This window comes from Ruegeria sp. BC2 (genome assembly GCF_056539245.1).
The window spans coordinates 84398-109915 of record NZ_JBQFUQ010000002.1 but is presented as its reverse complement, the minus strand read 5'-3'; the positions used below and the strand labels follow the sequence as shown (position 1 = coordinate 109915).

General features: G+C 62.3%; 27 protein-coding genes. 20 read left to right on the top strand and 7 right to left on the bottom strand.

Annotated features, from left to right (window positions below; genetic code table 11):
• Window positions 1-103: 103 nt before the first annotated feature.
• From ACR0CU_RS10825 to ACR0CU_RS10805, 5 genes are all read left to right on the top strand, one after another.
• Window positions 104-790, top strand: a complete 687-nt coding sequence (locus ACR0CU_RS10825) for a response regulator transcription factor (protein ID WP_093964262.1) — start codon at window positions 104-106, stop codon at window positions 788-790.
• Between the two features lie 191 nt (window positions 791-981).
• A complete protein-coding gene (locus ACR0CU_RS10820; RefSeq protein WP_170447707.1) occupies window positions 982-1770 on the top strand; it encodes an exodeoxyribonuclease III in 789 nt (262 codons plus the stop codon).
• A gap of 88 nt (window positions 1771-1858) precedes the next feature.
• On the top strand, window positions 1859-2776 hold the full coding sequence (locus ACR0CU_RS10815) for a thioredoxin family protein (RefSeq protein ID WP_170447709.1): 918 nt from the start codon (window positions 1859-1861) through the stop codon (window positions 2774-2776).
• A 27-nt stretch (window positions 2777-2803) separates the two neighbouring features.
• Entirely contained in the window at window positions 2804-3445 is a 642-nt protein-coding gene (locus ACR0CU_RS10810; RefSeq protein WP_093964265.1) for an LON peptidase substrate-binding domain-containing protein, read from the top strand.
• Window positions 3442-3627 carry a Trm112 family protein gene (locus ACR0CU_RS10805; RefSeq protein WP_093964266.1) on the top strand — a complete coding sequence of 62 codons (186 nt, stop codon included), beginning with the start codon at window positions 3442-3444 and terminating at the stop codon, window positions 3625-3627. Before ACR0CU_RS10810 ends, ACR0CU_RS10805 begins: the two co-directional genes overlap by 4 nt.
• On the opposite strand, the gene ACR0CU_RS10800 is transcribed toward ACR0CU_RS10805, so the two are convergent.
• Window positions 3624-4850, bottom strand: a complete 1227-nt coding sequence (locus ACR0CU_RS10800; protein ID WP_170447711.1) for an FAD-dependent monooxygenase — start codon at window positions 4848-4850, stop codon at window positions 3624-3626. The two genes, ACR0CU_RS10805 and ACR0CU_RS10800, sit on opposite strands and share 4 nt — an antisense overlap.
• 93 nt (window positions 4851-4943) lie before the next feature.
• Here ACR0CU_RS10800 and ACR0CU_RS10795 point away from each other — a divergent pair, with 93 nt between their 5' ends.
• The 4 genes from ACR0CU_RS10795 (at window position 4944) to ACR0CU_RS10780 (ending at window position 11116) form a co-directional block, all read left to right on the top strand.
• Window positions 4944-6272 carry an amidase gene (locus ACR0CU_RS10795; protein ID WP_170447713.1) on the top strand — a complete coding sequence of 443 codons (1329 nt, stop codon included), beginning with the start codon at window positions 4944-4946 and terminating at the stop codon, window positions 6270-6272.
• A 109-nt stretch (window positions 6273-6381) separates the two neighbouring features.
• The gene (locus tag ACR0CU_RS10790; protein ID WP_480643025.1) at window positions 6382-7563 is read left to right on the top strand and encodes an aminotransferase class I/II-fold pyridoxal phosphate-dependent enzyme; all 1182 of its coding nucleotides are present in this window, start codon (window positions 6382-6384) and stop codon (window positions 7561-7563) included.
• A 13-nt stretch (window positions 7564-7576) separates the two neighbouring features.
• Window positions 7577-10480 (top strand): DNA translocase FtsK, encoded by a 2904-nt coding sequence (locus ACR0CU_RS10785; protein ID WP_170447717.1) that lies wholly within the window; start codon window positions 7577-7579, stop codon window positions 10478-10480.
• A gap of 39 nt (window positions 10481-10519) precedes the next feature.
• Complete coding sequence (locus ACR0CU_RS10780) at window positions 10520-11116, top strand: LolA family protein (protein WP_170447719.1); 597 nt, start codon at window positions 10520-10522, stop codon at window positions 11114-11116.
• A gap of 12 nt (window positions 11117-11128) precedes the next feature.
• Here ACR0CU_RS10780 and ACR0CU_RS10775 read toward each other — a convergent pair whose 3' ends face one another.
• Complete coding sequence (locus ACR0CU_RS10775) at window positions 11129-11710, bottom strand: transglycosylase SLT domain-containing protein (protein ID WP_093964271.1); 582 nt, start codon at window positions 11708-11710, stop codon at window positions 11129-11131.
• Between the two features lie 187 nt (window positions 11711-11897).
• Between ACR0CU_RS10775 and hspQ the strand changes: the two genes are divergently transcribed.
• Window positions 11898-12224: a heat shock protein HspQ gene (gene hspQ / locus ACR0CU_RS10770; protein WP_170341320.1), complete on the top strand. Its 327-nt coding sequence runs from the start codon at window positions 11898-11900 to the stop codon at window positions 12222-12224.
• Window positions 12225-12248: 24 nt separating this feature from the next.
• Here the strand turns inward: hspQ and ACR0CU_RS10765 are convergent, their stop codons facing one another.
• The 3 genes from ACR0CU_RS10765 to ACR0CU_RS10755 all read right to left on the bottom strand — a co-directional run bounded on the left by ACR0CU_RS10765 (window position 12249) and on the right by ACR0CU_RS10755 (window position 14835).
• Complete coding sequence (locus ACR0CU_RS10765) at window positions 12249-13826, bottom strand: gamma-glutamyltransferase family protein (protein ID WP_480643023.1); 1578 nt, start codon at window positions 13824-13826, stop codon at window positions 12249-12251.
• Window positions 13827-14014: 188 nt separating this feature from the next.
• Window positions 14015-14476: an ATP-binding protein gene (locus tag ACR0CU_RS10760; RefSeq protein ID WP_170370043.1), complete on the bottom strand. Its 462-nt coding sequence runs from the start codon at window positions 14474-14476 to the stop codon at window positions 14015-14017.
• Window positions 14477-14496: 20 nt separating this feature from the next.
• Complete coding sequence (locus ACR0CU_RS10755) at window positions 14497-14835, bottom strand: STAS domain-containing protein (protein ID WP_170341326.1); 339 nt, start codon at window positions 14833-14835, stop codon at window positions 14497-14499.
• A 100-nt stretch (window positions 14836-14935) separates the two neighbouring features.
• Between ACR0CU_RS10755 and ACR0CU_RS10750 the strand changes: the two genes are divergently transcribed.
• Window positions 14936-16108, top strand: coding sequence for an acetyl-CoA C-acyltransferase (locus ACR0CU_RS10750; RefSeq protein ID WP_170341327.1), 1173 nt, complete (start codon window positions 14936-14938; stop codon window positions 16106-16108).
• Between the two features lie 73 nt (window positions 16109-16181).
• A complete protein-coding gene (locus tag ACR0CU_RS10745) occupies window positions 16182-16637 on the top strand; it encodes a GAF domain-containing protein (protein ID WP_480643020.1) in 456 nt (151 codons plus the stop codon).
• A 5-nt stretch (window positions 16638-16642) separates the two neighbouring features.
• On the opposite strand, the gene ACR0CU_RS10740 is transcribed toward ACR0CU_RS10745, so the two are convergent.
• Together ACR0CU_RS10740 and ACR0CU_RS10735 are read right to left on the bottom strand one after the other, a co-directional pair.
• Complete coding sequence (locus ACR0CU_RS10740; protein ID WP_170341329.1) at window positions 16643-17539, bottom strand: cation diffusion facilitator family transporter; 897 nt, start codon at window positions 17537-17539, stop codon at window positions 16643-16645.
• A gap of 158 nt (window positions 17540-17697) precedes the next feature.
• Window positions 17698-17910: a DUF1294 domain-containing protein gene (locus ACR0CU_RS10735; protein ID WP_480643018.1), complete on the bottom strand. Its 213-nt coding sequence runs from the start codon at window positions 17908-17910 to the stop codon at window positions 17698-17700.
• A 56-nt stretch (window positions 17911-17966) separates the two neighbouring features.
• Here ACR0CU_RS10735 and ACR0CU_RS10730 point away from each other — a divergent pair, with 56 nt between their 5' ends.
• The 8 genes from ACR0CU_RS10730 to ACR0CU_RS10695 are packed head-to-tail and all read left to right on the top strand — an operon-like array spanning window position 17967 to window position 25463.
• Complete coding sequence (locus ACR0CU_RS10730; protein ID WP_093964278.1) at window positions 17967-18536, top strand: helix-turn-helix domain-containing protein; 570 nt, start codon at window positions 17967-17969, stop codon at window positions 18534-18536.
• Window positions 18536-19159, top strand: a complete 624-nt coding sequence (locus ACR0CU_RS10725; RefSeq protein ID WP_170406351.1) for a LysE family translocator — start codon at window positions 18536-18538, stop codon at window positions 19157-19159. The genes ACR0CU_RS10730 and ACR0CU_RS10725 overlap by 1 nt, the downstream gene beginning before the upstream one ends.
• Window positions 19160-19163: 4 nt before the next feature.
• The gene (locus ACR0CU_RS10720; RefSeq protein WP_480643016.1) at window positions 19164-19544 is read left to right on the top strand and encodes a GFA family protein; all 381 of its coding nucleotides are present in this window, start codon (window positions 19164-19166) and stop codon (window positions 19542-19544) included.
• A 15-nt stretch (window positions 19545-19559) separates the two neighbouring features.
• A complete protein-coding gene (locus ACR0CU_RS10715; protein WP_170447729.1) occupies window positions 19560-22007 on the top strand; it encodes a GcvT family protein in 2448 nt (815 codons plus the stop codon).
• Window positions 22008-22022: 15 nt separating this feature from the next.
• On the top strand, window positions 22023-22499 hold the full coding sequence (locus ACR0CU_RS10710; protein ID WP_170447731.1) for a cupin domain-containing protein: 477 nt from the start codon (window positions 22023-22025) through the stop codon (window positions 22497-22499).
• Between the two features lie 12 nt (window positions 22500-22511).
• On the top strand, window positions 22512-23564 hold the full coding sequence (locus ACR0CU_RS10705) for an alcohol dehydrogenase family protein (protein WP_170364283.1): 1053 nt from the start codon (window positions 22512-22514) through the stop codon (window positions 23562-23564).
• A gap of 12 nt (window positions 23565-23576) precedes the next feature.
• Window positions 23577-24470, top strand: coding sequence for a homocysteine S-methyltransferase family protein (locus tag ACR0CU_RS10700; protein ID WP_170447733.1), 894 nt, complete (start codon window positions 23577-23579; stop codon window positions 24468-24470).
• A 9-nt stretch (window positions 24471-24479) separates the two neighbouring features.
• Entirely contained in the window at window positions 24480-25463 is a 984-nt protein-coding gene (locus tag ACR0CU_RS10695; RefSeq protein WP_170447735.1) for a GlxA family transcriptional regulator, read from the top strand.
• Window positions 25464-25518 lie beyond the last annotated feature (55 nt).

Below are 25518 nucleotides of genomic sequence, written 5' to 3'. Positions count from 1 at the left end.
ATTTCCGGCCCACCAGACACGAGGGCGTGAGAGCATTGCAGCAAAACTTGTTGATTGCATCTTCCAAGCTCAAGTGTTGCAAAAGGTTTAGGAGGACCGGGACATGGCGCAACTCAAGAAAATTCTGCTGGTCGATGACGATGAAGACCTGCGCGAAGCGCTCAGCGAGCAGTTGGTGATGACCGAGGACTTTGATGTATTCGAAGCCTCCGACGGCCAATCCGCGATGGAGCGGGCGCGCGAAGCCATCTATGACCTTGTGATCCTGGATGTGGGTTTGCCCGACACAGATGGGCGCGAGCTGTGCCGGCTGATGCGCAAGCAGGGGGTCAAGAGCCCGATCCTGATGCTGACCGGCCATGACAGCGACGCCGATACGATCCTGGGTTTGGACGCGGGTGCCAACGACTATGTCTCAAAGCCGTTCAAGTTCCCGGTGCTTCTGGCCCGGATCCGTGCGCAGCTGCGCCAGCATGAACAATCCGAGGATGCGGTTTTTGTCCTGGGGCCCTATACCTTCAAACCCGCGATGAAGATGTTGATCACCGAGGACGACCGCAAGATTCGGCTGACCGAGAAGGAAACCAACATTCTCAAATTCCTGTATCGCTCGACCGACGGCGTGGTGGCGCGCGATGTGCTGCTGCACGAGGTCTGGGGCTACAACGCCGGTGTAACCACACATACGCTGGAAACGCACATCTACCGCCTGCGTCAGAAAATCGAACCCGATCCCTCCAATGCGCGCCTTTTGGTCACAGAATCTGGTGGATATCGACTGGTGTCGTAACCATAGGTGGATTGATGTGGATCAAAGTGATACTCTGAAAGCATCTTTAGGATAATCTCATCCCGTGCATGTCCGGGTTATGACATGTACCTCCCTGTTGGACTGCCGGGCCTTTGGCCCGGCTTTTTTTCGGATGGCACCCCGGCACCTGCCGCGCTAGTTTGCCCGAGTCGCGACAAGGGAACCCGATCATGCCTTTCACTTTGGCCACCTGGAACATCAATTCCGTTCGCCTGCGCGAGCCGATCGTGCTGAAGCTGCTGCAGGACGAAGCGCCGGACGTGCTCTGCCTGCAGGAGTGCAAATCGCCGGTCGACAAGATCCCGACCGAGGGATTTGCGGAACTGGGCTACACCCACATGATCGCCCGCGGTCAAAAGGGCTATAACGGCGTGGCCATCCTGTCGCGCCTGCCGATCACGGATCTGGGCGATCAGGACTTTGCCGGGCTGGGCCATGCTCGGCATGTGGCGGGGCAACTGGAAAACGGGGTGATCATCCACAATTTCTACGTCCCGGCAGGCGGCGACGTTCCCGATCGCGAGGTGAACGAGAAATTTGGCCAGAAGCTGGATTACCTGACCGACATGCGCGACTGGTTTCACGCTGAAAAGCCGCAGAAATCCATTCTGGTCGGTGACCTGAACATCGCCCCGCGCGAGGATGACGTGTGGTCGCACAAGCAACTGCTAAAGGTCGTGTCGCACACGCCGATCGAGGTCGAGCAACTGGCTGAAACCCAAGATGCGGGGGGCTGGGTCGATATCACCCGGCAGGACATCCCCGAGGGACAGCTCTACAGCTGGTGGTCCTATCGCGCCCGCGACTGGGATGCGGCTGACAAGGGGCGGCGCCTGGATCACGTCTGGGCGACGCCTGATATCTCGAACGCCGGCCATTCCAGCCGCATCCTGCGCGACGCGCGCGGCTGGGAGAAGCCCAGCGACCACGCGCCCGTCTTTGCCAGTTTCGATCTTTGATCGGTGCGGGATTCCGCAACTCGGCCCTTGGTTTCCCGGTCGGCTGGTTGCATATAAGGCGCAAGACTGAATCCGGAGAGTGAATGCCATGGAACTTCTGAACGGCGCAGGCAGCCCCGCAGCCACCGATCTGATCAAAGACGGAACCGAGGCCACTTTCATGGCCGATGTCGTCGAGGCATCGCAGGAAATGCCCATCATCGTTGACTTCTGGGCACCTTGGTGCGGACCGTGCAAGACCTTGGGTCCGGCATTGGAAGAGGCCGTGACCGCGGCCAAGGGCGCGGTCAAGATGGTGAAAATCAACGTGGATGAGGCTCAGTTGATCGCCTCGCAATTGCGCATCCAGTCGATTCCGACCGTCTATGCCTTTTTCAAGGGGCAGCCGGTTGACGGATTCCAAGGCGCGCTGCCAGGATCGGAGATCAAGGCCTTTATCGACCGTGTGATCGAGGCCGCGGGGGGCCAGAGCCCGGGCGGCCAGCTGGACGAGGCCGTGGAGGCCGCCGAAGAGATGCTGAATGATGGCGCGGCAGTGGATGCGGCCCAGACCTTTGCCGCCATTCTTGGCGAAGACCCCAAACATGCCGCGGCCTATGGCGGCCTGGTGCGGGCGCAAATCGCGATGGGTGACCTTGATCAGGCCGAGGCGATCCTGAACGGCGCTCCGGCCGAGATTTCAACGACGGCCGAGTTGGAAGCTGCCCATGCGCAGCTGGAACTTGCCAAACAGGCCGCAAATGCCGGGCCGGTGGCCGAGTTGACGGCAGCGGTCGAAGCTGATCCCGACAACCATCAGGCCCGGTTTGACCTGGCGCAGGCGCTCTATGCCAACGGCAAGGCCGCCGAGGCGGTTGAGCAGCTTCTGGAGCTGTTCCGCCGCGATCGGGAATGGAATGATGGCGCAGCCAAGGCACAGCTGTTCACCATCTTCGATGCGCTCAAGGCCAATGACCCGATCGTTTTGAACGGTCGCCGCAAACTCAGCTCGATGATATTTGCCTAACCGCGCATCAGAGCTAGAATCGGAAACATGATGCATCCCGCCGATCTGCCGGACACGGTGTCCGTGTTTCCTCTGCCCGGGGCGCTGTTGCTGCCCCGGTCACGCCTGCCGCTGCATATTTTCGAGCCACGCTACCTGCAAATGCTGGATGACGCCTTGAAAACCAAAGAGCGGTTGATCGGCATGGTCCAGCCGAACCCTTGTCAGAACGACGACACCAAGTTGCATCGGATCGGATGCGCCGGACGTGTCACGCAGTTTTCCGAGACCGAAGACGGGCGCTATCTGATCACTCTGTCCGGTGTATCCCGGTTTCGCATCCAATCCGAATTGGATGGTTTCACGCCGTATCGTCGCTGCGCCGTCACCTGGGACGGGTTCGACCGCGATCTGGGCAAAGGGGAAATAGACGATACGTTCGACCGGTCCGGCTTCCTGCGTTTGCTGGGGCGGTACTTTTCCGCCCGCCAACTCTCGACCGATTGGGAGTCACTTAACGAGGCGGATGACGAGTTGCTGGTCAATTCCCTGTCTATGCTTCTGGATTTCGACCCTGAGGACAAGCAGGCCCTGCTTGAGGCGCCCTGTCTGCGCACCCGGCGCGAAACGCTTGTCACACTGATCGAATTCTCGCTGCGCGGGGGTTCAAACGAGGAACAACTGCAATGACTGAAACGGAACCGGGGTTCGACCGCCACATGCTCGAGGCGCTGATCTGCCCCCAGACCCACACCACCCTGGAATATGACGCCGAGCGGCAGGAGTTGGTCTCGAAAGCCGCTGGTCTGGCTTTTCCCATCCGCAACGGGATTCCGGTGATGCTGGTGGATGAGGCGCGCAAGCTCGACTAGATCGGGCGGCCCTGCAGCAGCTTGGGCAGGTCGCCTGTCAAACCGGCGGCCTCGCGCACGAAGCCGCGGCGCAGGCTGGGCAGGGAGCCCACGATGCCCATTCCGATGTCGCGCCCCAGCCGCAGTATCGGATTGTCGTTCGAAAACAGCTTGTTGAACACATCCGTCGCCATTGCCAGGGCCGCCGTGTCAAAGCGGCGCCATTCCTGATAGCGCTCCAGAACCAGCACCGAGCCGATGTCCTCGCCGCGCCGCCCGGCCAGCGTCAGAACCTCGGCCAGCGCGCCGACGTCGCGCAACCCGGCGTTCAGCCCCTGACCGGCGATCGGGTGCATGCCATGGGCCGCATCACCCACCAGCGCCAGCCGCTCGGCGATGAAGGAATTGGCGATGGTCAGGTTCAGCGGATAGGTGAACCGGTCGCCCTGCAGGCGGATGTTACCCAGAAAATCGCCGAATCTGGGCCGCAGAACTTGAAGGTACTCGGCCTCGTCCAGCGCGTTGATGCGCTGCGCGGTGTCAGAGCGTTCGCTCCAGACGATCGAGCTGCGATTGCCGGTCAGCGGCAGGATCGCCAGCGGGCCGGGGGGCATGAAGAACTGATGTGCGATGCCGTGATGGGGCAGGTCGTGTTCGATGGCGCAGACCAGCGCGGTCTGGCCGTAGTCCCATCCGGTCCGCTTGATCCCGGCGCGGGCGGCGGTGCCGCTGCGGCGGCCGTCACACCCCACCAGAAGCCGACCGGACAGCGCCGATCCGTCATCCAGCGTCACGGTCACGCCACCAGGCCCGGTTTCCTGCGCAACCACGGTTTTGCCATCGACCCGAGTGATCGCCGGTTCTGCCTCCATCGCCGCAAGAAACGCGCGCCGCAGGTGACGGTCCTCGACCATATAGCCCATCGGGCCTTCCTCGATCTCGGCATGGTCGAAATGCATGAAAAACGGCGACGGGCCTGCGCCCGCATGGCCATCGGTGACCTTGATCTCCAACATCGACTGGGCGTGGTCCGCGACCCGCTCCCAAATGCCGATCGCGGCCAGCAACCGTTGCGAGGCCAGCGCCAGCGCATAGGCGCGCCCGTCGAACGCCGCGGTCTTGCGCACCTTCTCGGCCAGTGCGTCGATCACGGTAACGCTGTGCCCGGTCTGCGCCAGCGCCAGCGCGAGGGCGGGGCCGTTCAGCCCGCCGCCCACGATCAAGATATCGGAAACCTGTGTCATGCGGTGCAATATGCGCGCCCTTTCGGGATTGTCCATGTGCAGTCCTGTCGCTACCGTCGCCGAAACACGAATTTTTCCGACAAGGGGGCAAAGATGCAGGACTGGCTGACCATGACGGCATGTGACCTGGGCCGGGGGATCGGCATGGGCCAGATCGATCCCGAGGAACTGACCGAGGTCTATCTGGCGGCCATCGACGCCCATCCGCACCGCGACCGCATCTATGCCCGTGTCACGCATGACCGCGCCCGCGCCGAAGCCCGCGCGGCCAAGGAACGGGCGGCCCAAGGTCTGCGCCGGTCCCTGCTGGACGGGGTGCCGATCAGCTGGAAGGATCTGTTCGACACCGACGGGATCGGAACCGAGGCCGGATCGGCCCTGCTGCGCGGCCGCGTGCCCGAGCATGACGCAACAGTCCTGCGCAACGCGACGGCCATGGGCGCGGTCTGTCTGGGCAAGACGCATATGAGCGAACTGGCCTTCTCGGGCCTTGGCCTGAACCCCGTCACCGCGACGCCGCCCTGCGTGAATGACGAAAAGGCGGTTCCGGGCGGGTCGTCCTCGGGCGCGGCGGCGTCGGTGGCCTTTGGTCTGGCGGCCTGCGGAATCGGCTCGGATACGGGCGGATCGGTGCGCATTCCGGCCGCGTGGAACGGCTTGGTTGGGCTGAAAACCACCTCGGGGCGGCTGAGCCTTGAGGGCGTGGTGCCCCTGTGCCTGCGGTTCGACACGGTCGGCCCGCTGGCGCGGTCGGTCGAGGATGCGGGGCAGATGCTGGCGCTGCTGGAGGGTGGAACGCCGGCCGATCTGCGGGGCGCCAGCCTCAAGGGGCGGCGGTTTGCCGATCTGCAGACCATCGCGCAGGACGATCTGCGCGACGCGCCACGCCAGGCCTATGCCGAGGCGCTGGACCGCTTGCGTGATGCCGGGGCCGAGATCGTGCCGCTGGAGGTGCCGGAGCTGGTCGAGGCGATGGGCCTGTCCGGTGTCCTTTACACCACCGAAGCCTATGGCCTGTGGCGTGACGTTATCGAGGCCAACCCCGAGGCGATGTATCCCGAGATCCTTGAACGGTTCCGCGCGGGCAAGGGGCATTCCGGCCCGGATTACGTGGCCGCGTGGTCTCGGCTGAAGGCCTGCCGGTCGGCCTGGGACGCGGCTACCGCCGGATTCGACGCGGTTCTGGCCCCCACCGCGCCGATCCTGCCGCCGGATCTGGACCGGCTGATGAATGACCATGACTACTACGTCACCGAGAACCTTCTGGCCCTGCGCAACACCCGGATCGGCAACCTGATGGGGCTGGCGGCGCTGTCGCTGCCCACCACGACACCGTCCTGCGGACTGATGATGTTGGGCTATCCGGGCTCGGAGGAGGCACTTTTGCGGCTGGGTGCGGCTGCCGAGGCGGTTCTGGCCTGAATGCCACAATCCCCTGATTCGGAACCTCTTTGTCTGGACGCGCGGGGGTTCGGCCTGTAATCTGCTGGAAAACCGGGGCGCCAATGATCCCGGTATCGAGGCAGCAGTCATGAATTTCCCCGAGCGGTTTTCGAACCTACCGGCCTATGCTTTTCCGCGTCTACGCGCCCTGCTCGACCATCACGCGCCGGGCGGCGAAGTCGTGCATATGACGATTGGCGAGCCCAAGCATGACTTTCCGCCCTGGGTGACCGATGTCATCGTGGAAAACGCCGCCGGATTTCAAAAATACCCGCCGAACGAGGGGTCGGACGCGCTGCGCGGGGCCATCGCCGACTGGATCGACCGCCGCTATGGCGTGCGGATGGACCCCGAGGCCAACATCATGGCGCTGAACGGCACGCGCGAGGGGTTGTACAACGCCGCCATGGCGCTCTGCCCCGAGCAGAAGAACGGCCAGCAGCCGATCGTTTTGTGCCCCAACCCGTTCTACCAAGTCTACATGGTGGCCTCGATCTCGGTCGGGGCGCAGCCGTATTTCGTGCCCGCCACCGCGGCCACCGGGCATCTTCCGGACTATGCCGGCCTTCCAGAGGATGTGCTGAACCGCACCGCCGTGGCCTATATCTGTTCGCCCGCCAACCCGCAGGGTGCCGTCGCCTCGCGCGACTACTGGGCCGATCTGATCCGGCTGGCCGAGCGGTACGATTTCCGCATCTTCGCCGACGAGTGCTATTCCGAAATCTACCGCGACGCGCCGCCCACCGGCATCCTGACCGTCGCGCAGGAGCTGGGCGCCTACCCCGAGCGGATCACGCTGTTCAACTCGCTGTCGAAACGCTCGAACCTGGCGGGGCTGCGGTCGGGGCTGATCGCGGGCGGGCCGGAAAGTATCAAGCGGGTCAAGCAGTTGCGCGCCTATGCCGGGGCGCCCTTGCCGTCGCCGTTGCAGGCCGCCGCGGCCAGGGTCTGGGCCGACGAGGCGCATGTTCAAGAAAACCGCGCGCTGTATCAAGAAAAATACGCGATCGCCGATCAGGTGTTTGCGGGCGTTCAGGGCTATATGCCGCCCGAGGCGGGGTTCTTTCTTTGGCTGCCCGTCGAGGATGGCGAGCAGGCCGCATTGAAGCTGTGGCGGGAAACCGGGGTTCGGGTCCTGCCGGGCGCATATCTTTCACAAGGGGATCCGGGGCAGAACCCGGGCAAAGGCTTTATCAGGGTCGCGATGGTGGCCCCAAAAACAGAGATGCAGCGCGGGCTGATCACGCTCCGCGACTGCATCTATTCGTGAGGTACGAGGGCACATGGCATCTTACAACGCGCGCAACCGCGACCCATTGTTGGACAGCACCACCCAGGCCGCGATCGAGCGGCGCAGCAAGGAACTGATCGGGATCGCCTTGATCCTGGCCGGCCTGGCCGCCGCGGCGATGATCTGGTCCTACACGCCGGATGATCCGAACTGGATGGTCTCGACCGACGCGCCGGTGCAGAACTGGCTGGGCCGGTTCGGCGCCTCGATCGCTGCGCCGTTGTTCATGATCGTGGGCTGGGGCAGCTTTGGCATCGCGCTGGTGCTGGTCGGCTGGGGCGTGCGGTTCGCCGGCCATTTCGGCGAGGATCGCGCCGTGGCCCGCCTGATTTTCGCGCCGATCTGGATCGCCGTGCTCTCGGTCTATGCCGCAACGCTTGTGCCCGGTGCCGAATGGCGCGCGACGCACAGCTTTGGCCTGGGCGGTCTGTTCGGCGACACGGTGATGGGGGCGCTGCTGACGCTGTTGCCGATCTCGTCGCATTTCATGGTCAAGCTGATGTCGCTGGCCATGGCGGCCGGCATGCTGGCATTGGGCGTCTTTGTGCTGGGTTTCACCAAATCGGACGTCCGGCACGGGTTCCGGGCTTTCCTGCTGGGTCTGGTGATGGCCTATGACATGCTGATGACCGCGCTGGGGCAGGGGGCGTCGGCCACCGCCCGGGCCGCACAGGCGCGCCGGGAAAAATGGCAGGAACGCAAGGCAACCCAGGCCGCTGGCGCCGAATTTGAGGATGAACTGGCCTATGCCGATCCGGTCTTTGAAGAGCCCGAGATCGCAGCACCCGAACCCGTCAAGACGGGCCTGCTTGCGCGCATGCCCGGCCTGATCCGCCGCCCCGAGCCGATGCCCGAACCCGAGCTGGTCGACCCGGAACCCGTCACCGGATATGACGAGATGCCGGGCGAGGACCGGATCCGCTCGAAGATTTCCGCGGTGATCCAGAACCGCAAGGTCGCCACCGGTGAAATCGCGCCCGAGCCTGATCCGAACCGCCCGCTGACCAAGGGGCGTGGCCGTGGCCCCGACCCGCTGATCCTGAATGCGCCGCGAGCGGGCAACCTTCCGCCCGAGCCACCACTGGCTGCTGCCGGGCTTCCGCCCGAGCCGCCGTTGACCAGTCAGCCAGCGCAGCCTTATGCGGAAATTGAGACGTTCACCGAAGACCAGGTCTCAGAGTATTCGCCTTTGGACGCCGACGACGATCAGGTGTTCGAGGATGCAGAAGACCCAATCGCCGAGGCGCGTCCGGCGATGAAGATCCCGGTTGCCGAACCGCGCAAGCCAGTTGTCGCGCAGCCGGTCCGGCGCAACGTCCTGCCCTCGCGACGGGCTCAGGCCGAGGCTCAGCCCAGCCTGTCCTTCGAAGAGCGGCACACCGATTTCGAACTGCCACCGCTCAGCCTGCTGACGAACCCGTCGGGCATCCCGCGCCATCACCTGAGCGACGAGGCGCTGGAGGAAAACGCGCGGATGCTGGAGAACGTGCTGGATGATTATGGGGTCAAAGGCGAGATCGTCAGTGTCCGCCCCGGCCCTGTCGTCACGATGTACGAGTTGGAACCCGCGCCGGGCCTGAAAGCCAGCCGCGTGATCGGACTGGCCGATGATATCGCCCGGTCGATGTCGGCCCTGTCAGCGCGGGTTTCGACCCTGCCCGGACGCTCAGTCATCGGCATCGAACTGCCTAACGAAAACCGCGAGATGGTGGTCCTGCGCGAAATTCTCGCCAGCCGTGACTTTGGCGATGGCAACCACGCGCTGCCGCTGGCGCTGGGCAAGGATATCGGCGGTGAATCGGTTGTGGCGAACTTGGCCAAGATGCCCCACCTTCTGATCGCGGGCACAACTGGTTCGGGTAAATCGGTGGCGATCAACACGATGATCCTGTCGCTGCTGTACAAGCTGACCCCGGATGAATGCCGCCTGATCATGATCGACCCCAAGATGCTGGAACTGTCTGTCTATGACGGCATCCCGCACCTGCTGTCGCCGGTCGTGACCGACCCGAAAAAGGCGGTCGTGGCGCTGAAATGGGTCGTGGGTGAGATGGAGGACCGCTATCGCAAGATGTCCAAGATGGGTGTGCGCAACATCGCCGGCTACAACGGCCGCGTGAAGGACGCACTGGCCAAGGGCGAGCTGTTCAGCCGCACGGTCCAGACCGGGTTTGACGATGAAACCGGCGAGCCGATATTCGAAACCGAAGAATTCGAACCTCAGGCAATGCCATACATCGTCGTCATCGTCGACGAGATGGCCGACCTGATGATGGTTGCAGGCAAAGAGATCGAGGCCTGCATTCAACGCCTGGCGCAGATGGCGCGGGCCTCGGGCATTCACCTGATCATGGCCACGCAGCGGCCCTCGGTGGACGTCATCACCGGTACGATCAAGGCCAACTTCCCGACCCGGATCTCGTTCCAGGTGACGTCGAAAGTCGACAGCCGGACTATTCTGGGCGAGATGGGGGCCGAACAGCTGCTGGGGCAGGGCGATATGCTGTACATGGCTGGCGGCGCCAAGATCACCCGCTGCCACGGGCCGTTCGTGTCGGATGAAGAGGTCGAGGAGGTCGTGAACCACCTAAAGCAGTATGGTCCGCCGGACTATGTCGGCAGCGTGCTGGATGGTCCGTCCGAGGACAAGGCCGACAATATCGACGCGGTTCTGGGTCTGAATACCGGCGGCAACACCAATGGTGAGGACGCCCTGTACGATCAGGCGGTTGCCATCGTGATCAAGGATCGCAAGTGTTCAACCTCGTACATCCAGCGGAAACTTGCCATCGGCTACAACAAGGCTGCGCGGCTGGTCGAGCAGATGGAGGACGAAGGCGTTGTTTCGGCAGCAAATCACGTGGGCAAACGCGAAATCCTCGTCCCGGAACAGTAGGATATTTAATAACAAGGGCAGAGCGCATATCTGTGTGTCATGAAACAGATTGCCTTTGCCCTTGCCCTTGCTTTGACTGCCCCTGCAGCCTGGGCCGCCGACAAGCTGGCCTTGTCGCAGATCTCGAACTATCTGAACGGATTGAAGGCCGTTCAGACGACGTTTACCCAAGTCAACGATGACGGATCGCTGAGTACCGGCAAGCTGTGGCTGCAGCGGCCCGGAAAGATGCGGTTCGAATACGATCCGCCCAACAGCGCGGTCGTGCTGGCCAATGCCGGCACCGTGATGGTGTTCGACCCCAAATCAAACCAGCCGCCCGAGCAGTACCCGTTGAAGCGCACGCCGCTGTCGCTGGTTCTGGCGCGAAACGTGAACCTGTCGCAGGCCAACATGGTAGTAGGCCACACATTTGATGGCACAGCCACGGTCGTCACCGCGCAGGACCCGAAAAACCCCGAGTCCGGGCGGATCGAGCTGATGTTCACGGCTAATCCGATCGAGCTGAGGAAATGGGTCATCTACGACAACGCCGGGGGTCAAACCACGGTGCTGCTGGGTCCCCTCAACGAAGATGTCAGAATCGACAGCGGCCTGTTTTCGAACAAGGCGCGGCGCGGGTCAGAAAATCGCTGACCCGCGGCTCTTTCAATAGCGGCAGCTGGACAGCTGCGCCTGGTACATCTGCGCGCGTGCGTCCACGTCATTGGCCACGTTCAATAACCAGGTCTTGCCGTAATGGCTGCCGCGTGCGTAACCCGCGCGACCTTCGTGATACGCCAGATACTGGTTCCGCGTGTCGCTGGTCGAGATGCCGATCTTCTGACTGCTTTTGTTCATGTACCATCCGACGAAATCTGATGCGTCACGAATGCGGTCACGCTTGGCGCGCCGCTTCCCGGTTTCGCGCTGGTATTCTTCCCAGGTTCCGTCCAGGGCCTGGCTGAAGCCATAGGCGCTGCTCTGACGGCCCATCGGAATAACCCCAAGAACATATTTGTGGGGCGTCCGGGCGTCGTGACGATAGCGGCTTTCTTGGTAGATGGTTGCCATCTGGACATGGACCGGAACACCCCATTTGCGTTCGGTGCTTTTGAATGCCTTGATCATGTCCGGCCGTTCGCGCGCGATGGCGCAAGCGTCATTGAGGTTGCTGGGCGGACGCTGTGCGCCGCCCCCACAGGATGCCAAAAACAGCACCCCGAAGAGTACGAGAAGTTTTCTGCTCATGTGCCTCGTGCCTTTTTTCTTTATTCTAGCGCAGATTGCAGGCCGAGGAAATCACAATCGTATAAGAAACCCTGCAGCAGGCCGACGACTGTCAGGCATAGGTTCACAGACTGTTTCCGCGAATTTCAGATCAATGATTGGCAATTGCCGGCGGAAAGGTTTAGTAAGTGCCTTGGGGGCTGAAACAATGCTGAAGACACATGCAAAGTACCGCCTGGGCCAGGTGGTTCGTCACAAGAAACATCCCTTCCGAGGGGTGATTTTTGACGTGGATCCGGAATTTGCGAACACCGAGGAATGGTACGAGGCAATTCCCGAAGACAGCCGCCCGATCAAGGATCAGCCGTTCTACCATTTGCTGGCCGAGAACGATCAATCCTTCTATGTGGCTTATGTATCAGAGCAAAATCTGATTGCCGACCAGTCAGGCGAACCTGTTGATCATCCTGATATTCCCAACATGTTCGGGCCGTTTCAGGACGGCAGCTATCCGCTGCACTTCCAGCTGAACTGATACGGTGCTGACGCCGTTGAGGCGTCAATAACCCAAAGCGCAACCGTCCTTTCGGGGGTCGCTGGCGCCCTCCAATACTCCGCTTTGATGGATTCGGATCGCCTGCGCGCCGCCCAGAGGCGTTTCCGTTTCGACGACATTGTGCCCCATTTCCGACAATTGTTGCGCGATCTTGCGGTCGTAGCCGGGTTCGATCTTCAAGATCGAACCGTCGGCAAAAGCGCGGGGTGCGTCGACGGCGTGCTGCAGCCCCAAGTCGAAATCCAGAAGGTTGGAAACCAGGCGCGCGTGGCCTGTCGGCTGATAGGCCCCGCCCATCACGCCGAACGGCATGGCTATCTGCCCGTTTTGCTTCAGTATCGCGGGAATGATTGTGTGCATCGGGCGCTTGCCGCCGCCCAGTTCGTTCGGATGTCCCGGTTCAAGGTTGAAACCACATCCGCGGTTCTGCAGGAGAATGCCAAACTTTTCCGAGGCGATGCCCGATCCGAAGCTGTGGAAGATGGAGTAGATCAGAGAAACAGCCATACGATCCCGGTCGACGACCGTGACATAAACCGTGTCCTTGTGCACCGCTTCGGTCAGCGGGGCGGCGGCGGTCATGGCGCGCCGGGGATCAATCAGCTCGGCCAGCTTTGCCGCCGTTTCCGGCGCCAGAAAATGTTCCATGCGCGACGACTGATCCGGGTCGGCGATGAACCGGTTGCGTGCATCGTAGGCCAGCTTGGTCGCCTCGGCTTCGATATGCGCCCGTTCGGCGCCCCACGGGTCCATGCCTGCAATGTCGAAATGCTTGAGGATGTTGAGAAGCAGGATCGCAGTCGCGCCTTGTCCGTTCGGCGGATGTTCCAGCAGTTCAGCGTTGCGGTAGTCACCTCCGACCGGTGAGGCTTCGATGAACTTTGTGTCGTGAAAATCGGTGGCCGAATGGATCCCGCCTCGAGAATTCAACGCGGCCAGCATGTCATCGGCGATTTCGCCCTCGTAAAAGGCGTCACGCCCCCTTCGGGCCACGCGAAGCAGGACTTCTGCCTGACCCGGAGCGCGAAACATCTGACCTGTCGTTGGGGCGCGGCCGTCGATCAGATAGTGATCCCGGGCTGCGCCCTGCAGCGTTTCGGCCCCGATCGACCAGTCATGCGCGACGCGAGGTGCAACCGGAACGCCCGTTTCGGCATAGTGAATTGCAGGTTGAAGAAGGGCCTCGATCCCCAATCGACCCTCGGCCTCTGACAGGTGGCAGAATGCGTCAACAGCCCCGGGGATCGTCACCGCTTCGGGGCCGTCAAGTGGCACCGCAGCCAACCCACGGGCCCGCAGATCTTCGGCCGAGGCGCCAGCGGGCGCCCGCCCGGATCCGTTCAGCGCGCGCACCTTCGTTTCGCCAGCGCGATTGTAAAGAACGAAACAGTCGCCACCCAGACCTGTCATCTGCGGTTCGCAGATGCCCAGAAGTACGCCCGCGGCAATGGCGGCGTCCATTGCGTTTCCGCCGCGGCCCAGAATATCCAGCGCCACCTTTGCAGCCAGCGGATGCGAGGTTGCGCACATCCCTTCGGTCGACGAAACCTCGGAACGGCCGGGGGCATGGAAATCGCGCATGGAATGGGTCTCCTCCTGAACGCGTCGACACTAGGGTGCCGTTGGCTGATGTCCAGTCATTTCAAGGAGAAGGTCCTCGGCGCCGTTCACTGGGTGGGGGCTGTGACACATGGCGCCGAGGGAAGCTATCTGAGCTACCCCTTGTTTCTGCCGGTCGTTTGCGGCGCGACAATGGTCCGATCTGGGCGTTATTGTGGCCGATCCGCTTTTTTTGTGCGCTCAAACCGCAAGAATAGCAGGTTTTGGCCGTTTCTGCGGTCATACCGCACCTCGTCGGCCAATGTGCGGATCAGGAACCAACCGAATCCACCTTCGGGCAGGTTTGAAGTATCGGTTTCCACACTGGCAGGAATGCCATCAGGCATCTTCAGGCCGGGCAAGGGGTGCCCGGTGTCAGTGATCTGGACCTCCAGGTAATCTTTGGAGTCCAGCACGGAAACCCGAACCATTCCGGGCGCGCGCTCAGCATAGGCGTGTTCGACAACATTGTTGATCGCCTCGGCCAACACGATCTTGATGTCGGCAGTCTTTTGCCCCGGCAAACCGAGATTCGACAGCCCCGCGTGCAACGAAGCGATGGCGCGGCTGGCCTCGGCTTCGACGGCTGGGAACGCCACTTCGAGTCGGCCGTCTTCGCATTTGACTGTCACGCCATTTGCTCCCTGGCGCTTCACTCCAACTCGGAGGCCAGCGCGTCATCCAAGTTGGGATGCAGTTTGAAAACCGTATCCATCCGCGTCAGCCGAAAAACCTTTGCCACGACAGGCTGCAATCCCGCCAGTTCCAGCCCGCGCCCATTTCCAAGTTGCTTCATGGACGCCACGATCGCTCCCAATCCACTGGAGTCTATGAACTCGACCGCAGACAGGTCCAGGATGATCCGTCCGGCGCCATCTGCGGTTTGGGTCCGCATGTCTTCCTTGAACTGTATCGCCATGGCGGCGTCGATGCGGGCGGCGTCGACTGTGATGATCTGCGTCTCGCCTGTCGTTTTGCTGCTCAGTGCCACGTGACTCCCCTCGGATTCCGTCGATCGATCGTAGAAATACGCTAGACGGCATTTCTTACCATTCGGTATCCAAGCACTCGACAAAAGGAGGAGTCGTCACATGAAAGAGGTTGTGATCGCTGGTGCGGCCCGGACGCCGATGGGCGGGTTTCAAGGAATGTTCGACGGCGTGCCTGCGGCGGAACTGGGTGGCGTCGCCATTCGCGCGGCGCTTGAAAACGCCAAGACGCAGACGGTCGACGAGGTTTTGATGGGCTGCGTTCTGCCCGCCGGTCAGGGGCAGGCTCCGGCGCGTCAGGCAGGGTTTGCGGCAGGTCTGGGAGAAGAGGTACCTGCGACCACGCTGAACAAGATGTGCGGGTCGGGCATGAAGGCGGCGATGATGGCGTTCGATCAGATCGCGCTTGGCCATGCAGACTCGATGGTTGCGGGTGGGATGGAAAGCATGACGAATGCGCCCTACTTGCTGCCCAAGATGCGCGGCGGGGCTCGTATCGGTCACGGCCAGGTGGTGGATCACATGTTCCTGGACGGGTTGGAAGATGCCTATGACAAGGGCCGCCTGATGGGCACTTTTGCCGAAGACTGCGCCGAGGCTTATCAATTCACCCGAGAGGCGCAGGACGAATACGCGTTGAAGTCGCTGTCGAATGCGCTCGAAGCGCAGGCCAGCGGAGCCTTCTCGGACGAGATCGCAGCCGTCACGGTCCGAAGCCGCAAAGGTGAGATCATCCAGGATTCGGATGAGCAGCCCAAATCGGCGCGGCCGGAAAAGATACCGACGCTGAAGCCGGCATTCCGCAAGGATGGCACGGTGACGGCGGCCAATTCCTCGTCAATCTCGGATGGCGCGGCGGCGTTGGTTCTTGCCGCGGCTGACACGGCCGAGGCGCGCGGCCTGAATGTACGTGCCCGCATCCTGGGCCACGCGAGCCACGCCCAGGCGCCCGGCCTTTTCACGACGGCTCCGGTCCCGGCCGCGCAGAAGCTGCTGGAACGGATCGGTTGGAGCAAGGACGACGTGGACCTGTGGGAAGTGAACGAGGCTTTTGCCGTTGTTCCCATGGCCTTCATGCACGAGATGGGCCTGCCGCGCGACAAGGTCAACGTAAACGGAGGCGCCTGCGCCCTTGGTCATCCGATCGGTGCCTCAGGTGCACGCATCATGGTGACGCTTCTAAATGCACTCGAGAAGCGTGGCCTGAAGCGCGGAGTGGCCGCGATCTGCATCGGAGGCGGGGAGGGCACCGCAATCGCGATCGAGCGGGTTTGACGCTTTGGCTTTTTGCCATTAGCTGAACCGGGCCGCAGAGGTTGCGGCCCGGTTGCACATTGGAAATGACCCCATGAAAGCTGACTACGCGCTCTTGTCCAAAACCATCGAAGCCCTGACGGAAGGTGAAACTGACCAGGTCGCTCTGATGGCCACCGTCGCCTGCGAGGTGCATCACAGCGACAACCGCTTTGACTGGACAGGGTTTTACCGTGTGACCGAGCCGGAGTTGTTGAAGATCGGACCCTATCAGGGCGGGCACGGCTGTTTGGTCATCCCGTTCTCGCGCGGGGTCTGCGGGGCAGCAGCGCGGACCGGAGAGGTTCAGCTGGTCCCGGATGTGGATGCGTTTGAGGGGCACATTGCCTGTGCCTCGTCGACCCGGTCCGAATTGGTTCTGCCGGTGCGGGACTCTGCGGGGCAGGTCATCGGGGTCTTTGATATCGACAGCGATCAGCCCGATGCGTTCGAGCAGGCCGATGCCGATGGGCTGTCGCGTATCCTCGCGCAGGTTTTCGGGCGTCTGTAGAACCTTTATTCCGGTTCGATTCCCGAGGCTTTGAGCTGAGAGTCCGGCTCCACGTGAATGATGGTCCGGGCCTCGGGCAGCTTTTCGGCGATTGCATCTTCGATCGCGTCACAGATGTCGTGGGCGTCACCGACTGTCATGTTGCGATCGACGACCAGATGAAATTCGATGAACACGGCTTTGCCGGCCCGTCGGGTGCGCAGATCGTGGATCTGCAAGGCACCCTGAGACGAGTTCCGAACGGCGGCCTCGATGATGTCCGTGTCCTCGGTGTGGGCCGCTGAATCCATCAGATCTCCGGCCGAATGGAAAATGACCTTCCAACCTTCGCGCAGAATATTCGCGGCCACCAGAATGGCCAGCAACGGGTCAAGAACGGCCCAGCCTGTGAGCAATACCAGGATCAGTCCCAACAAGACCCCGGCCGAGGTCCAGACGTCGGTCATCAGGTGGCGCCCATTGGCGGTCATGGCCGGCGAGCGCCGTTTCTGACCCGCCGAGATCAAGACGCGGGCCCAGACCAGGTTCAGGACCATGGCCGCTGCGTTCACGGCCAGTCCGATCGGTCCGAGCTGGTCGAGGTGAGGGGCGAACAAGGCGCCCCAGGCTTCCTGAATGATCAGGATTGCGGCGAGAACGATCAGGGTCCCCTCGGCGATGGCCGAGAAGTTCTCGGCCTTGTGATGTCCGAAAGGGTGATTGCTGTCGGCAGGACGCTCTGCCATCCGAATGGCAAACCACGCCAGCAGCGCGCCGACCACGTTGACCAAAGACTCCATTGCGTCGGAATACAGAGCGACCGACCCGGTCAAATGCCATGCCAGGACCTTGAGCAGCAGCACCAGCAGGGACACCGCCACTGACCCGATGGCCAGCGCCTGGGACGAAGTTCTGTCAATCATTTGCAACCATTGCCCGATCGCACTGCCAAATGCCAGTTTCAAACAGAACTGTAGGTGAGGAACAGGTAGATCGCGCCCGCCTGCAGAGCCGTAATGGCATACAGCACAGTCGTCAGCCGCTTTTTCCGGGTCTTGTGCCCGAATATCCAGCGACCCAACTAAGCTGCGGGGCTGCCGCCCAACAGCGCCAGTCGCAAAAGCCACTTCTCCGGGACACGCCGCCTGCGTCGGATCGCCCGCAGCTTGTCCCAGCCGAACACCAGCAAAGTCAACGCGTTGATGGCCCAGAAATACAGAATGACGATCCACATTCCGCAGCCATAGCGTGGAAGGATCAGGATCGGTAGTGAAAAATCTCTTGGAATTTTCACCGATTCGGGACATCGTGAAAAATGTGACGTAAATTTCATGAATCGGGGGTGGTAGCGTGAACGACCAGGCCCATATCGCTGCGACGCTGGGGGCGGACATTCGCGCGCTGCGCAAGGCGCGCGGGTTGACGCTGACCGATATCGCTTCGCGGTTGGACCGGTCGGTGGGCTGGCTCAGCCAGGTCGAGCGCGATTTGTCTGCTCCGTCGATCTCGGATCTGCGCCTGATCGCGGAATGCCTGGGTGTGCCGATGTCGATGCTGTTCGCCCATACCGGCGTTCTGGCCGAGGAACAGGGCTATGTGGTGCGCGCCGGTTCGCGCCGGCCGATGGGGTCGGGCGAGGAAGGGCTGATCGAGGAATTGCTGTCGCCTGACCTGACCGATGATTTCGAGATGGTGCATTCCACCTTTGAGCCCCACTCCCGGATGCAGACCCCGGCCAACCGTCCGACGCAGGAGGTTGGATACATGATCTCGGGCCGTCTCGACCTTACGATCGGAGGCCGAAATTTCACCGTCGGCGTCGGGGACAGCTTTCGGATCAAGCACGAACCCTATCAATGGGCGAACCCTTACGACGAACCCGCCGTGGCCGTCTGGGTGATCGCTCCGCCGGTGTACTGATGAGCTTTGAGGCCTGGACCATATTCGCGCTGTTCTGGGTGGTGTTCGTGACCACGCCGGGTCCGAATGCGGTGAATTGTATCTCGAACGGGATGAGCCTGCCATTTCCCAAGGCAATGCTTGGGGTTCTGGCGATCCTGACCCAGGCCAGCGCCTTTCTGATCCTGTCGGCTCTGGGGGTGACAGCCCTCATCGCGGCCTCGCCAACCGGGTTTTTCGTGGCTAAACTGATCGGGGCGGGGTTCCTGATCTGGATGGGACTCCGCGGGTGGATGAACGCCGCGCGTCCCGCGCCGGCCAGCCAGCGCCCGGCCCGCCATGTCTATCTCCATGCCTTGGCCGTCGCCACGATCAATCCAAAGAGCGTCGCAGGTTACCTGGCCGCGTTTTCCCAGTTCGTGCAGCTTGATGTGCCGATCTGGCAGCAAATGGCGATCATCATGCCGACGGCGCTGATCATCACGACGCTCAGCTACACCGGGTTCACACTGTTGGGTGCGGTGATGGGGCGGGCTGCACTGGGCGCCGTGTTCAACGTCTGGGTGCGCCGCGTCATGGCCACCTGTTTCATCATTTATGGCGTCCTGCTGGGAACCAGCGCGACACCTGCAGGAAAGGGATAGAGCCATGCAAAAAGGATCGTGCCTTTGCGGTTCGGTGGCCTTCACGATCAACGGAGAGCTGTCACCGCCCTCGGCCTGCCACTGCGGGCAATGCCGTCGGCAGTCTGGGCATTATTGGGCCTCGACCGCGACCCACCAGGACAACCTGACCCTGAACAGCAGCGATACACTGGGATGGTTTCAGGTTTCGGACACGGCCCGGCGTGGTTTCTGCAAGGCATGCGGAAGCTTTCTGTTCTGGCAGCACAAGGACGAAGACACGATTTCGGTTTCGATGGGGGCTCTGGACCAGCCCACTCAGTTGAAACTGGCCCGCCACATCTTCGTGGCGGACAAGGGCGACTACTACGACATCACGGATGAACTGCCCCAAAGGGCACAATGACAGGGATCTAGAAACATGAGCGATTTTCCGACCAAGGCCCGCGTGGTCATCATCGGTGGCGGCGTCGTAGGGGCGTCCTCGCTGTACCATTTGGCCAAAAAGGGCTGGACCGACTGCGTTCTGCTGGAAAAGAACGAGCTGACCGCAGGGTCGACCTGGCACGCGGCGGGCAACGTGCCGACATTCTCGACCTCGTGGGCGATCATGAACATGCAGCGCTATTCGACCGAGCTGTATTCACGTCTTGGCGAAGAGGTCGACTACCCGATGAACTACCACGTGTCCGGCTCGATCCGTCTGGCGCACAGCAAAGAGCGAATGCAGGAGTTCCAGCGGGCCATGTCGATGGGCCGCTACCAGGGAATCCCGATGGAAATGTGGACGCCGGAGCAGGCCAAGGAACGCTACCCGTTCCTGGAAACTCATGATCTTGAGGGCGTTCTGTATGACCCGACCGATGGGGACATCGACCCTGCGCAGCTGACCCAGGCGCTGGCCAAGGGCGCACGCGACATGGGGCAGAAGATCATCCGGTTCTGCCCGGCCACCGGCGTGACCCAGCATGACGACGGCACCTGGACCGTCCACACCGAAAAAGGCGACATCGACTGCGACTATGTCGTCAACGCGGCCGGCTACTACGCGCAGCGCGTGGGCGAATGGTTCAAACCCTTTGGCGGCCGCACCGTGCCCGCGATGGTCATGAGCCACCAGTACCTGCTGACCGACGAGATCCCCGAGGTCGAAGCCTGGTCCAAGGAAAACGGCGGCAAGCTGCCGCTGTTGCGCGACGTGGATATCTCCTACTACCTGCGACAGGAAAAGCACGGCTTCAATCTCGGCCCCTACGAGCCCAACTGCAAGGGCCACTGGATGACCGAGGACGACCCGATGCCTGAGGATTTCAGCTTTCAGCTGTGGAACGACGATCTGGACCGGATCGAGGACATCGTCACTGACGCGATGGAGCGTGTGCCGCTGATGGCGACCTCGGGCGTGGGCCGCGTGATCAACGGGCCGATCCCCTATGCGCCCGACGGCCTGCCGCTGATCGGGCCGATGCCCGGCGTCAAGAACGCCTTCGAGGCGCATACCTTCACCTTCGGCATCGCCCAAGGCGGCGGTGCAGGCAAAGTGCTGGCCGAATGGATCGTGGATGGTGCCACCGAATGGGACATGTGGGCCGTCGATCCGCGACGCTACACCGATTACACCGATCAGGACTACTGCAACCAGAAGGGCATGGAGGTCTACGGCAACGAATACGCCATGCACTTCCCCCATCACGAATGGCCCGCCGCGCGCGACAAGAAGCTGTCGCCCGTGCATGCCAAGGTCAAGGAACTGGGCGGCGTCATGGGCGTCTACAACGGCTGGGAGCGCGCCAACTGGTTCGCGCAGCCGGGTGACGACACCTCCGAGGAAAGCACCCACACCTGGGGCCGCTCGGGTCCGTGGGAGCAGCGGATCAAGGAAGAATGCGAGGCCGTGCGCGACCATTGCGGCGTGCTCGACCTGCCGGGTTTCTCGCGCTTTGTCGTCAAGGGCGAAGGCGCGGCCGAGGCGCTGCGCGGGCTGGTCACCGGCGGCCTGCCCAAGGTGGGGCGGATCAACCTCGTCTACATCGCCGACAATCGCGGCCGCATCCTGACCGAGATGTCCTGCATGCGCCTGGGCGAGGATGAGTTCGTGATGATCACCGCCGCCACCGCGCAATGGCACGACCGCGACATCCTGATGAACGCAATGCCCGCGGGCGTCGCGGTCGAGGACGTGACCACCACCCGCGACACGCTGATCGTGACCGGTCCGAAATCGCGTGAGATCCTGTCGGGTCTGACCGATGCCGACCTCTCGCTGGGTTGGCTGACCCATCAGGCGGCCACCGTGGCCGGACAGCCCGCCCACCTGATCCGTGTGTCCTTTGCCGGTGAACTGGGCTGGGAGGTGCATTCGCTCAACGAGCACATGCCCGCGATCTATGACGCGATCCTTGCCGCCGGGGCCAAGCCGTTCGGCATGTATGCGCTGAACAGCCTGCGCATCGAAAAGGGATACCGCGCGTGGAAGGGAGATCTCAGCACCGACTACTCGCTGCTCGAAGGCGGGCTGGAGCGCTTCGTCAAGTTCGACAAGCCGCAGGATTTCCCCGGCAAGACCGCGTTGCTGGCGGAAAAGCAGCGTGGAGTGAAGAAGTCTTTCGTCACGCTGGTCGTCGAGGCCGGTGACTGCGATGCGCCTTACATGTCCTGCATCTGGCAGGGCGACCAGATCGTGGGCGAGACCACATCGGGCGCCTGGGGCTATCGTGTCGGCAAGTCCGTCGCGCTGGGCATGATCAAGGCCGATCTGGCCAACCCGGGCACCGAGCTCGAGGTGGAAATCTACGGCGAAAAGTGTCGCGCCGTGGTACAGGAGGATCAGCCGCTGTGGGATCCCGCCAACGAGCGGCTGCGCGCCTGACACAAGGAGGCCAATATGCGCCCGCGATATTCCAAGCAGGGACCCGGTGAGGGTCCCAACTATGACTGGGAGAATGACCATACCTTCGTGAAGGTTTCCGGTCAGGACACGGGCGGGGCCTACACCCTGATGGAAGACAACTTGAAGGCCAGCTTCGCGCTTGGCCTTCATCGCCACGACAGCCACGCCGAGACTTTCTATTTCCTCGAGGGCGCCGTGGATTTCTACGTCGACGGAGATTGGCACCTGTGCACGCCGGGCACCACCATGCATGTTCCGCCGGGTGTGCCGCATGCCTGCCGCGTCGCCGACAACAAACCGGCACGAATGCTCATGATCTTTCAACCCTCCGGGTTTGACGGTTTCCTTGCGGAACTGGCAACCATGACCCAGGCAGATTTTGAGGACGAGGCCAAGATGGCCGATCTGAATGTCCGCTACGACATCGTGCCGATGGGGCCGGTGCCGCCCCATCCCGACGACCAGACCTGAGAAGCCAGCGAAATGAATGCTCCAAAGACGATGTGCGGTGTCTATCTGACAGGCCACGGTGGTCCAGAAGTTCTGGAATGGCGCGAGGATATTCCGGTTCCAGTACCCGGGCCCGGGCAGGTTCTGGTTCGCGTGGTCGCGGCAGGCGTCAACAACACCGACATCAACACGCGGATCGGATGGTATTCCTCGGACGTCACCGGCGCGACGGACGCGGTTGACCAAGAGGTCGAAGCCGGCGGGTGGGGCGGCGCGCTGTCCTTTCCCCGCATTCAAGGCGGAGATATTTGCGGCATAGTCGAGCAGATCGGGCCGGGTGCCGGCGTCAAACCGGGGCAACGCGTGACCTGCCCGATCAACCTGCCGCGCCCGCGCCCGGGTAACCCGACAGGCTTCATCGCGCTTGGGTCCGAGATCGACGGGTCTTTTGCGCAATACTGCCTGCTCGAGGCGGATGACCTCTATGACGTGACCGCCTCACCGCTGTCGGACGTGGAAATCGCCGCCATCCCCTGTGCGTTTGGCACGGCCGAGAACCTGTTGACCCGCGCGGGCGTGACTGCCGGGCACAAGGTGCTGATCACCGGCGCCTCGGGCGGCGTCGGGCTGGCGGCCGTGCAATTGGCAGCCTTGCGGGGAGCAACCGTGTGGGGGGTGACCAGTGCCGCCAAGGCCGAAGTGGTACGGGCGCAGGGTGCGGCTGGTACGTTCGAGCGCGACGCGCCGCTGCCTCAGGACAGCTTTGACGTGGTGATCGACGTGGTCGGCGGCCCGGCCTTTTCCGGCCTGATCCTGGCACTGAAGCCGGGCGGCCAATATGCCGTGTCCGGGGCCATCGCCGGCCCGATCGTGCAGGCTGATCTGCGCGAAATCTACCTGCGCGACATCACGATCCACGGCTGCACTCACCAAGCCTTCGAAGTTTTTGGCCGACTGGTCGAGTTGATGAACGCGGGTCGGATCAAGCCGTTGATTTCCAAGACTTACCCGCTGCGCGAGATCGTCCAGGCGCAGACGGACTTTCAATCAAAGACCCTGCCCGGAAAGCTGGTTCTCATACCGTAAGGAGGCACCGAGATGGCAGACATCACGCTGTTGGATGGTTCGATCGGTCAAGAGCTGGTCAAACGTCGTGGCGAACAGCCAACCGCCTTGTGGTCAACCCGCGTAATGATCGACGAGCCGGGGTTGGTCGGAGAGATCCATCGGGATTATTTTGACCGCGGGGCAACCGTCGCGACGACAAACACCTACGCCGTGCACCGTTCTCGCCTCGTACGAGCGGGGATCGAGGACCAGCTGGAGCAACTTATTGATGCGGCTCTGACACAGGCCGAACTGGCGCGCTATGGGCGGGCGGGGCGTATTGCCGGTGCGCTGGGCCCCTTGCTGGCCACCTATCGCCCCGATCTGAACCCCGATCCCGACGAGGCCGCGCAGAAATTCGCGGAACTGGTGCGATTGATGCAGAACCGGGTGGACCTGTTTCTGATCGAAACCGTCTCGTCCGTGACCGAGGCCGAAGGCGCGCTGCGTGGAACTGAAGGCTGTGGCAAGCCGGTCTGGCTGGCCCTGTCGGTCATGGACGAGGACGGTACGCGGCTGAGGTCGGGCGAACCGCTGGGCGCGATCGCGCCACTGGTCGAACGCTTCGATCCCCAGGCGGTTCTGATCAATTGCACCCGACCCGAGGCGGTTCCTGCGGCGCTGGAGATCCTTGCGGAACTTGAAAAGCCCTACGGTGCCTACGCGAATGGTTTCACCCGGATTTCCGACGGCTTCCTGAAAGACGCTCCGACAGTCGACGCGCTGGAGGCGCGCCACGATCTGGACCCGTCGGCCTATGCCGTACATGCGATGAGTTGGGTTGACCAAGGGGCCACGATCATCGGTGGATGCTGCGAAGTGGGCCCTGAGCACATCGAAGCTTTGGCCAACGCCCTGCGCTCGGCCGGGCACAGGATCGTGTGAGTGGCGGGTATGGCGGAGAAATCGGACCCTGGAAAACCCGAAGGCGTCAAGGCGCAGTGGCATTTTGACATCATCACCGCGCCGGGCTTCGTTCTGCTGGAACTGGCGTCGGTGGTGGATGTGCTGCGTCTCGCCAATCGGGTTTGCCCGCACCCGCCGTTCACTTATGCCTATCGGTCGCTCAAGGGAGGGACCATCGTCAGCAGCAGCGGCGCCAGCATTCCGACCCAGCCCGTTACGCGCCAACCGGACGCCGACTATCTGTTCGTGATCGGCAACACCGACCCGGACCAGCCCGAGCTGTCGCTGGGCCGGGTTGTGTCCGACTATACCTATCGCGGTGCGCAGGTCTTTTTGCTGGCCGAGGCCGCCAGCCGATACATCGACGAACACGGAACGCCCGACATGGCAACACATTGGGAAAACGCGTCGATCTTCCGCGAACGCGGTGCCCGGTTCGAGGCTAAGCTTTCGATCGCGACCGAGCAGGGCCCGGTCGTGACCTGCGCGGGAATGGGGGCCACGGCCGATATTGCTTTGGCGGTGATCGGGCGTCACATCTCGGGGCCGGCCAAGATGACGGTGGCTGACATCATGCTGCACGAACACATCCGCGACTTTTCGTCGTTGCAGCCGTTTTCGGGCGCCAAGACGACAACGACCGGGGACGCCCGACTGGATCAGTGCATCAAGTTGATGCAGGCCAATATCGAAGATCCGTTGCCCATCAATCAACTGGTCGAAGAGCTTGGAATGTCGAACCGCTCGCTGGAGCGCAAATTCAAAACGTTTTTTGGCACCACACCGAATGGGTTCTACCGGGAGATGCGGTTGGCCAAGGCCAACAACCTGCTTTTGAATACCACTATGAGCGTGCGTGAAATCGGCCTCGCCTGCGGCTTTCCCAACGGGTTCTCATCCGTCTACAAAAGCTTTTTCGGGATCACGCCATTCGCTCTGCGCCGCCAGAAACGCCAATCGGCGCTGCGGTGATTTTTGTGCCGCAGTTGACGTTTTTGCTGCCTTTTTTGTCGCCTGTTCGTGGCAC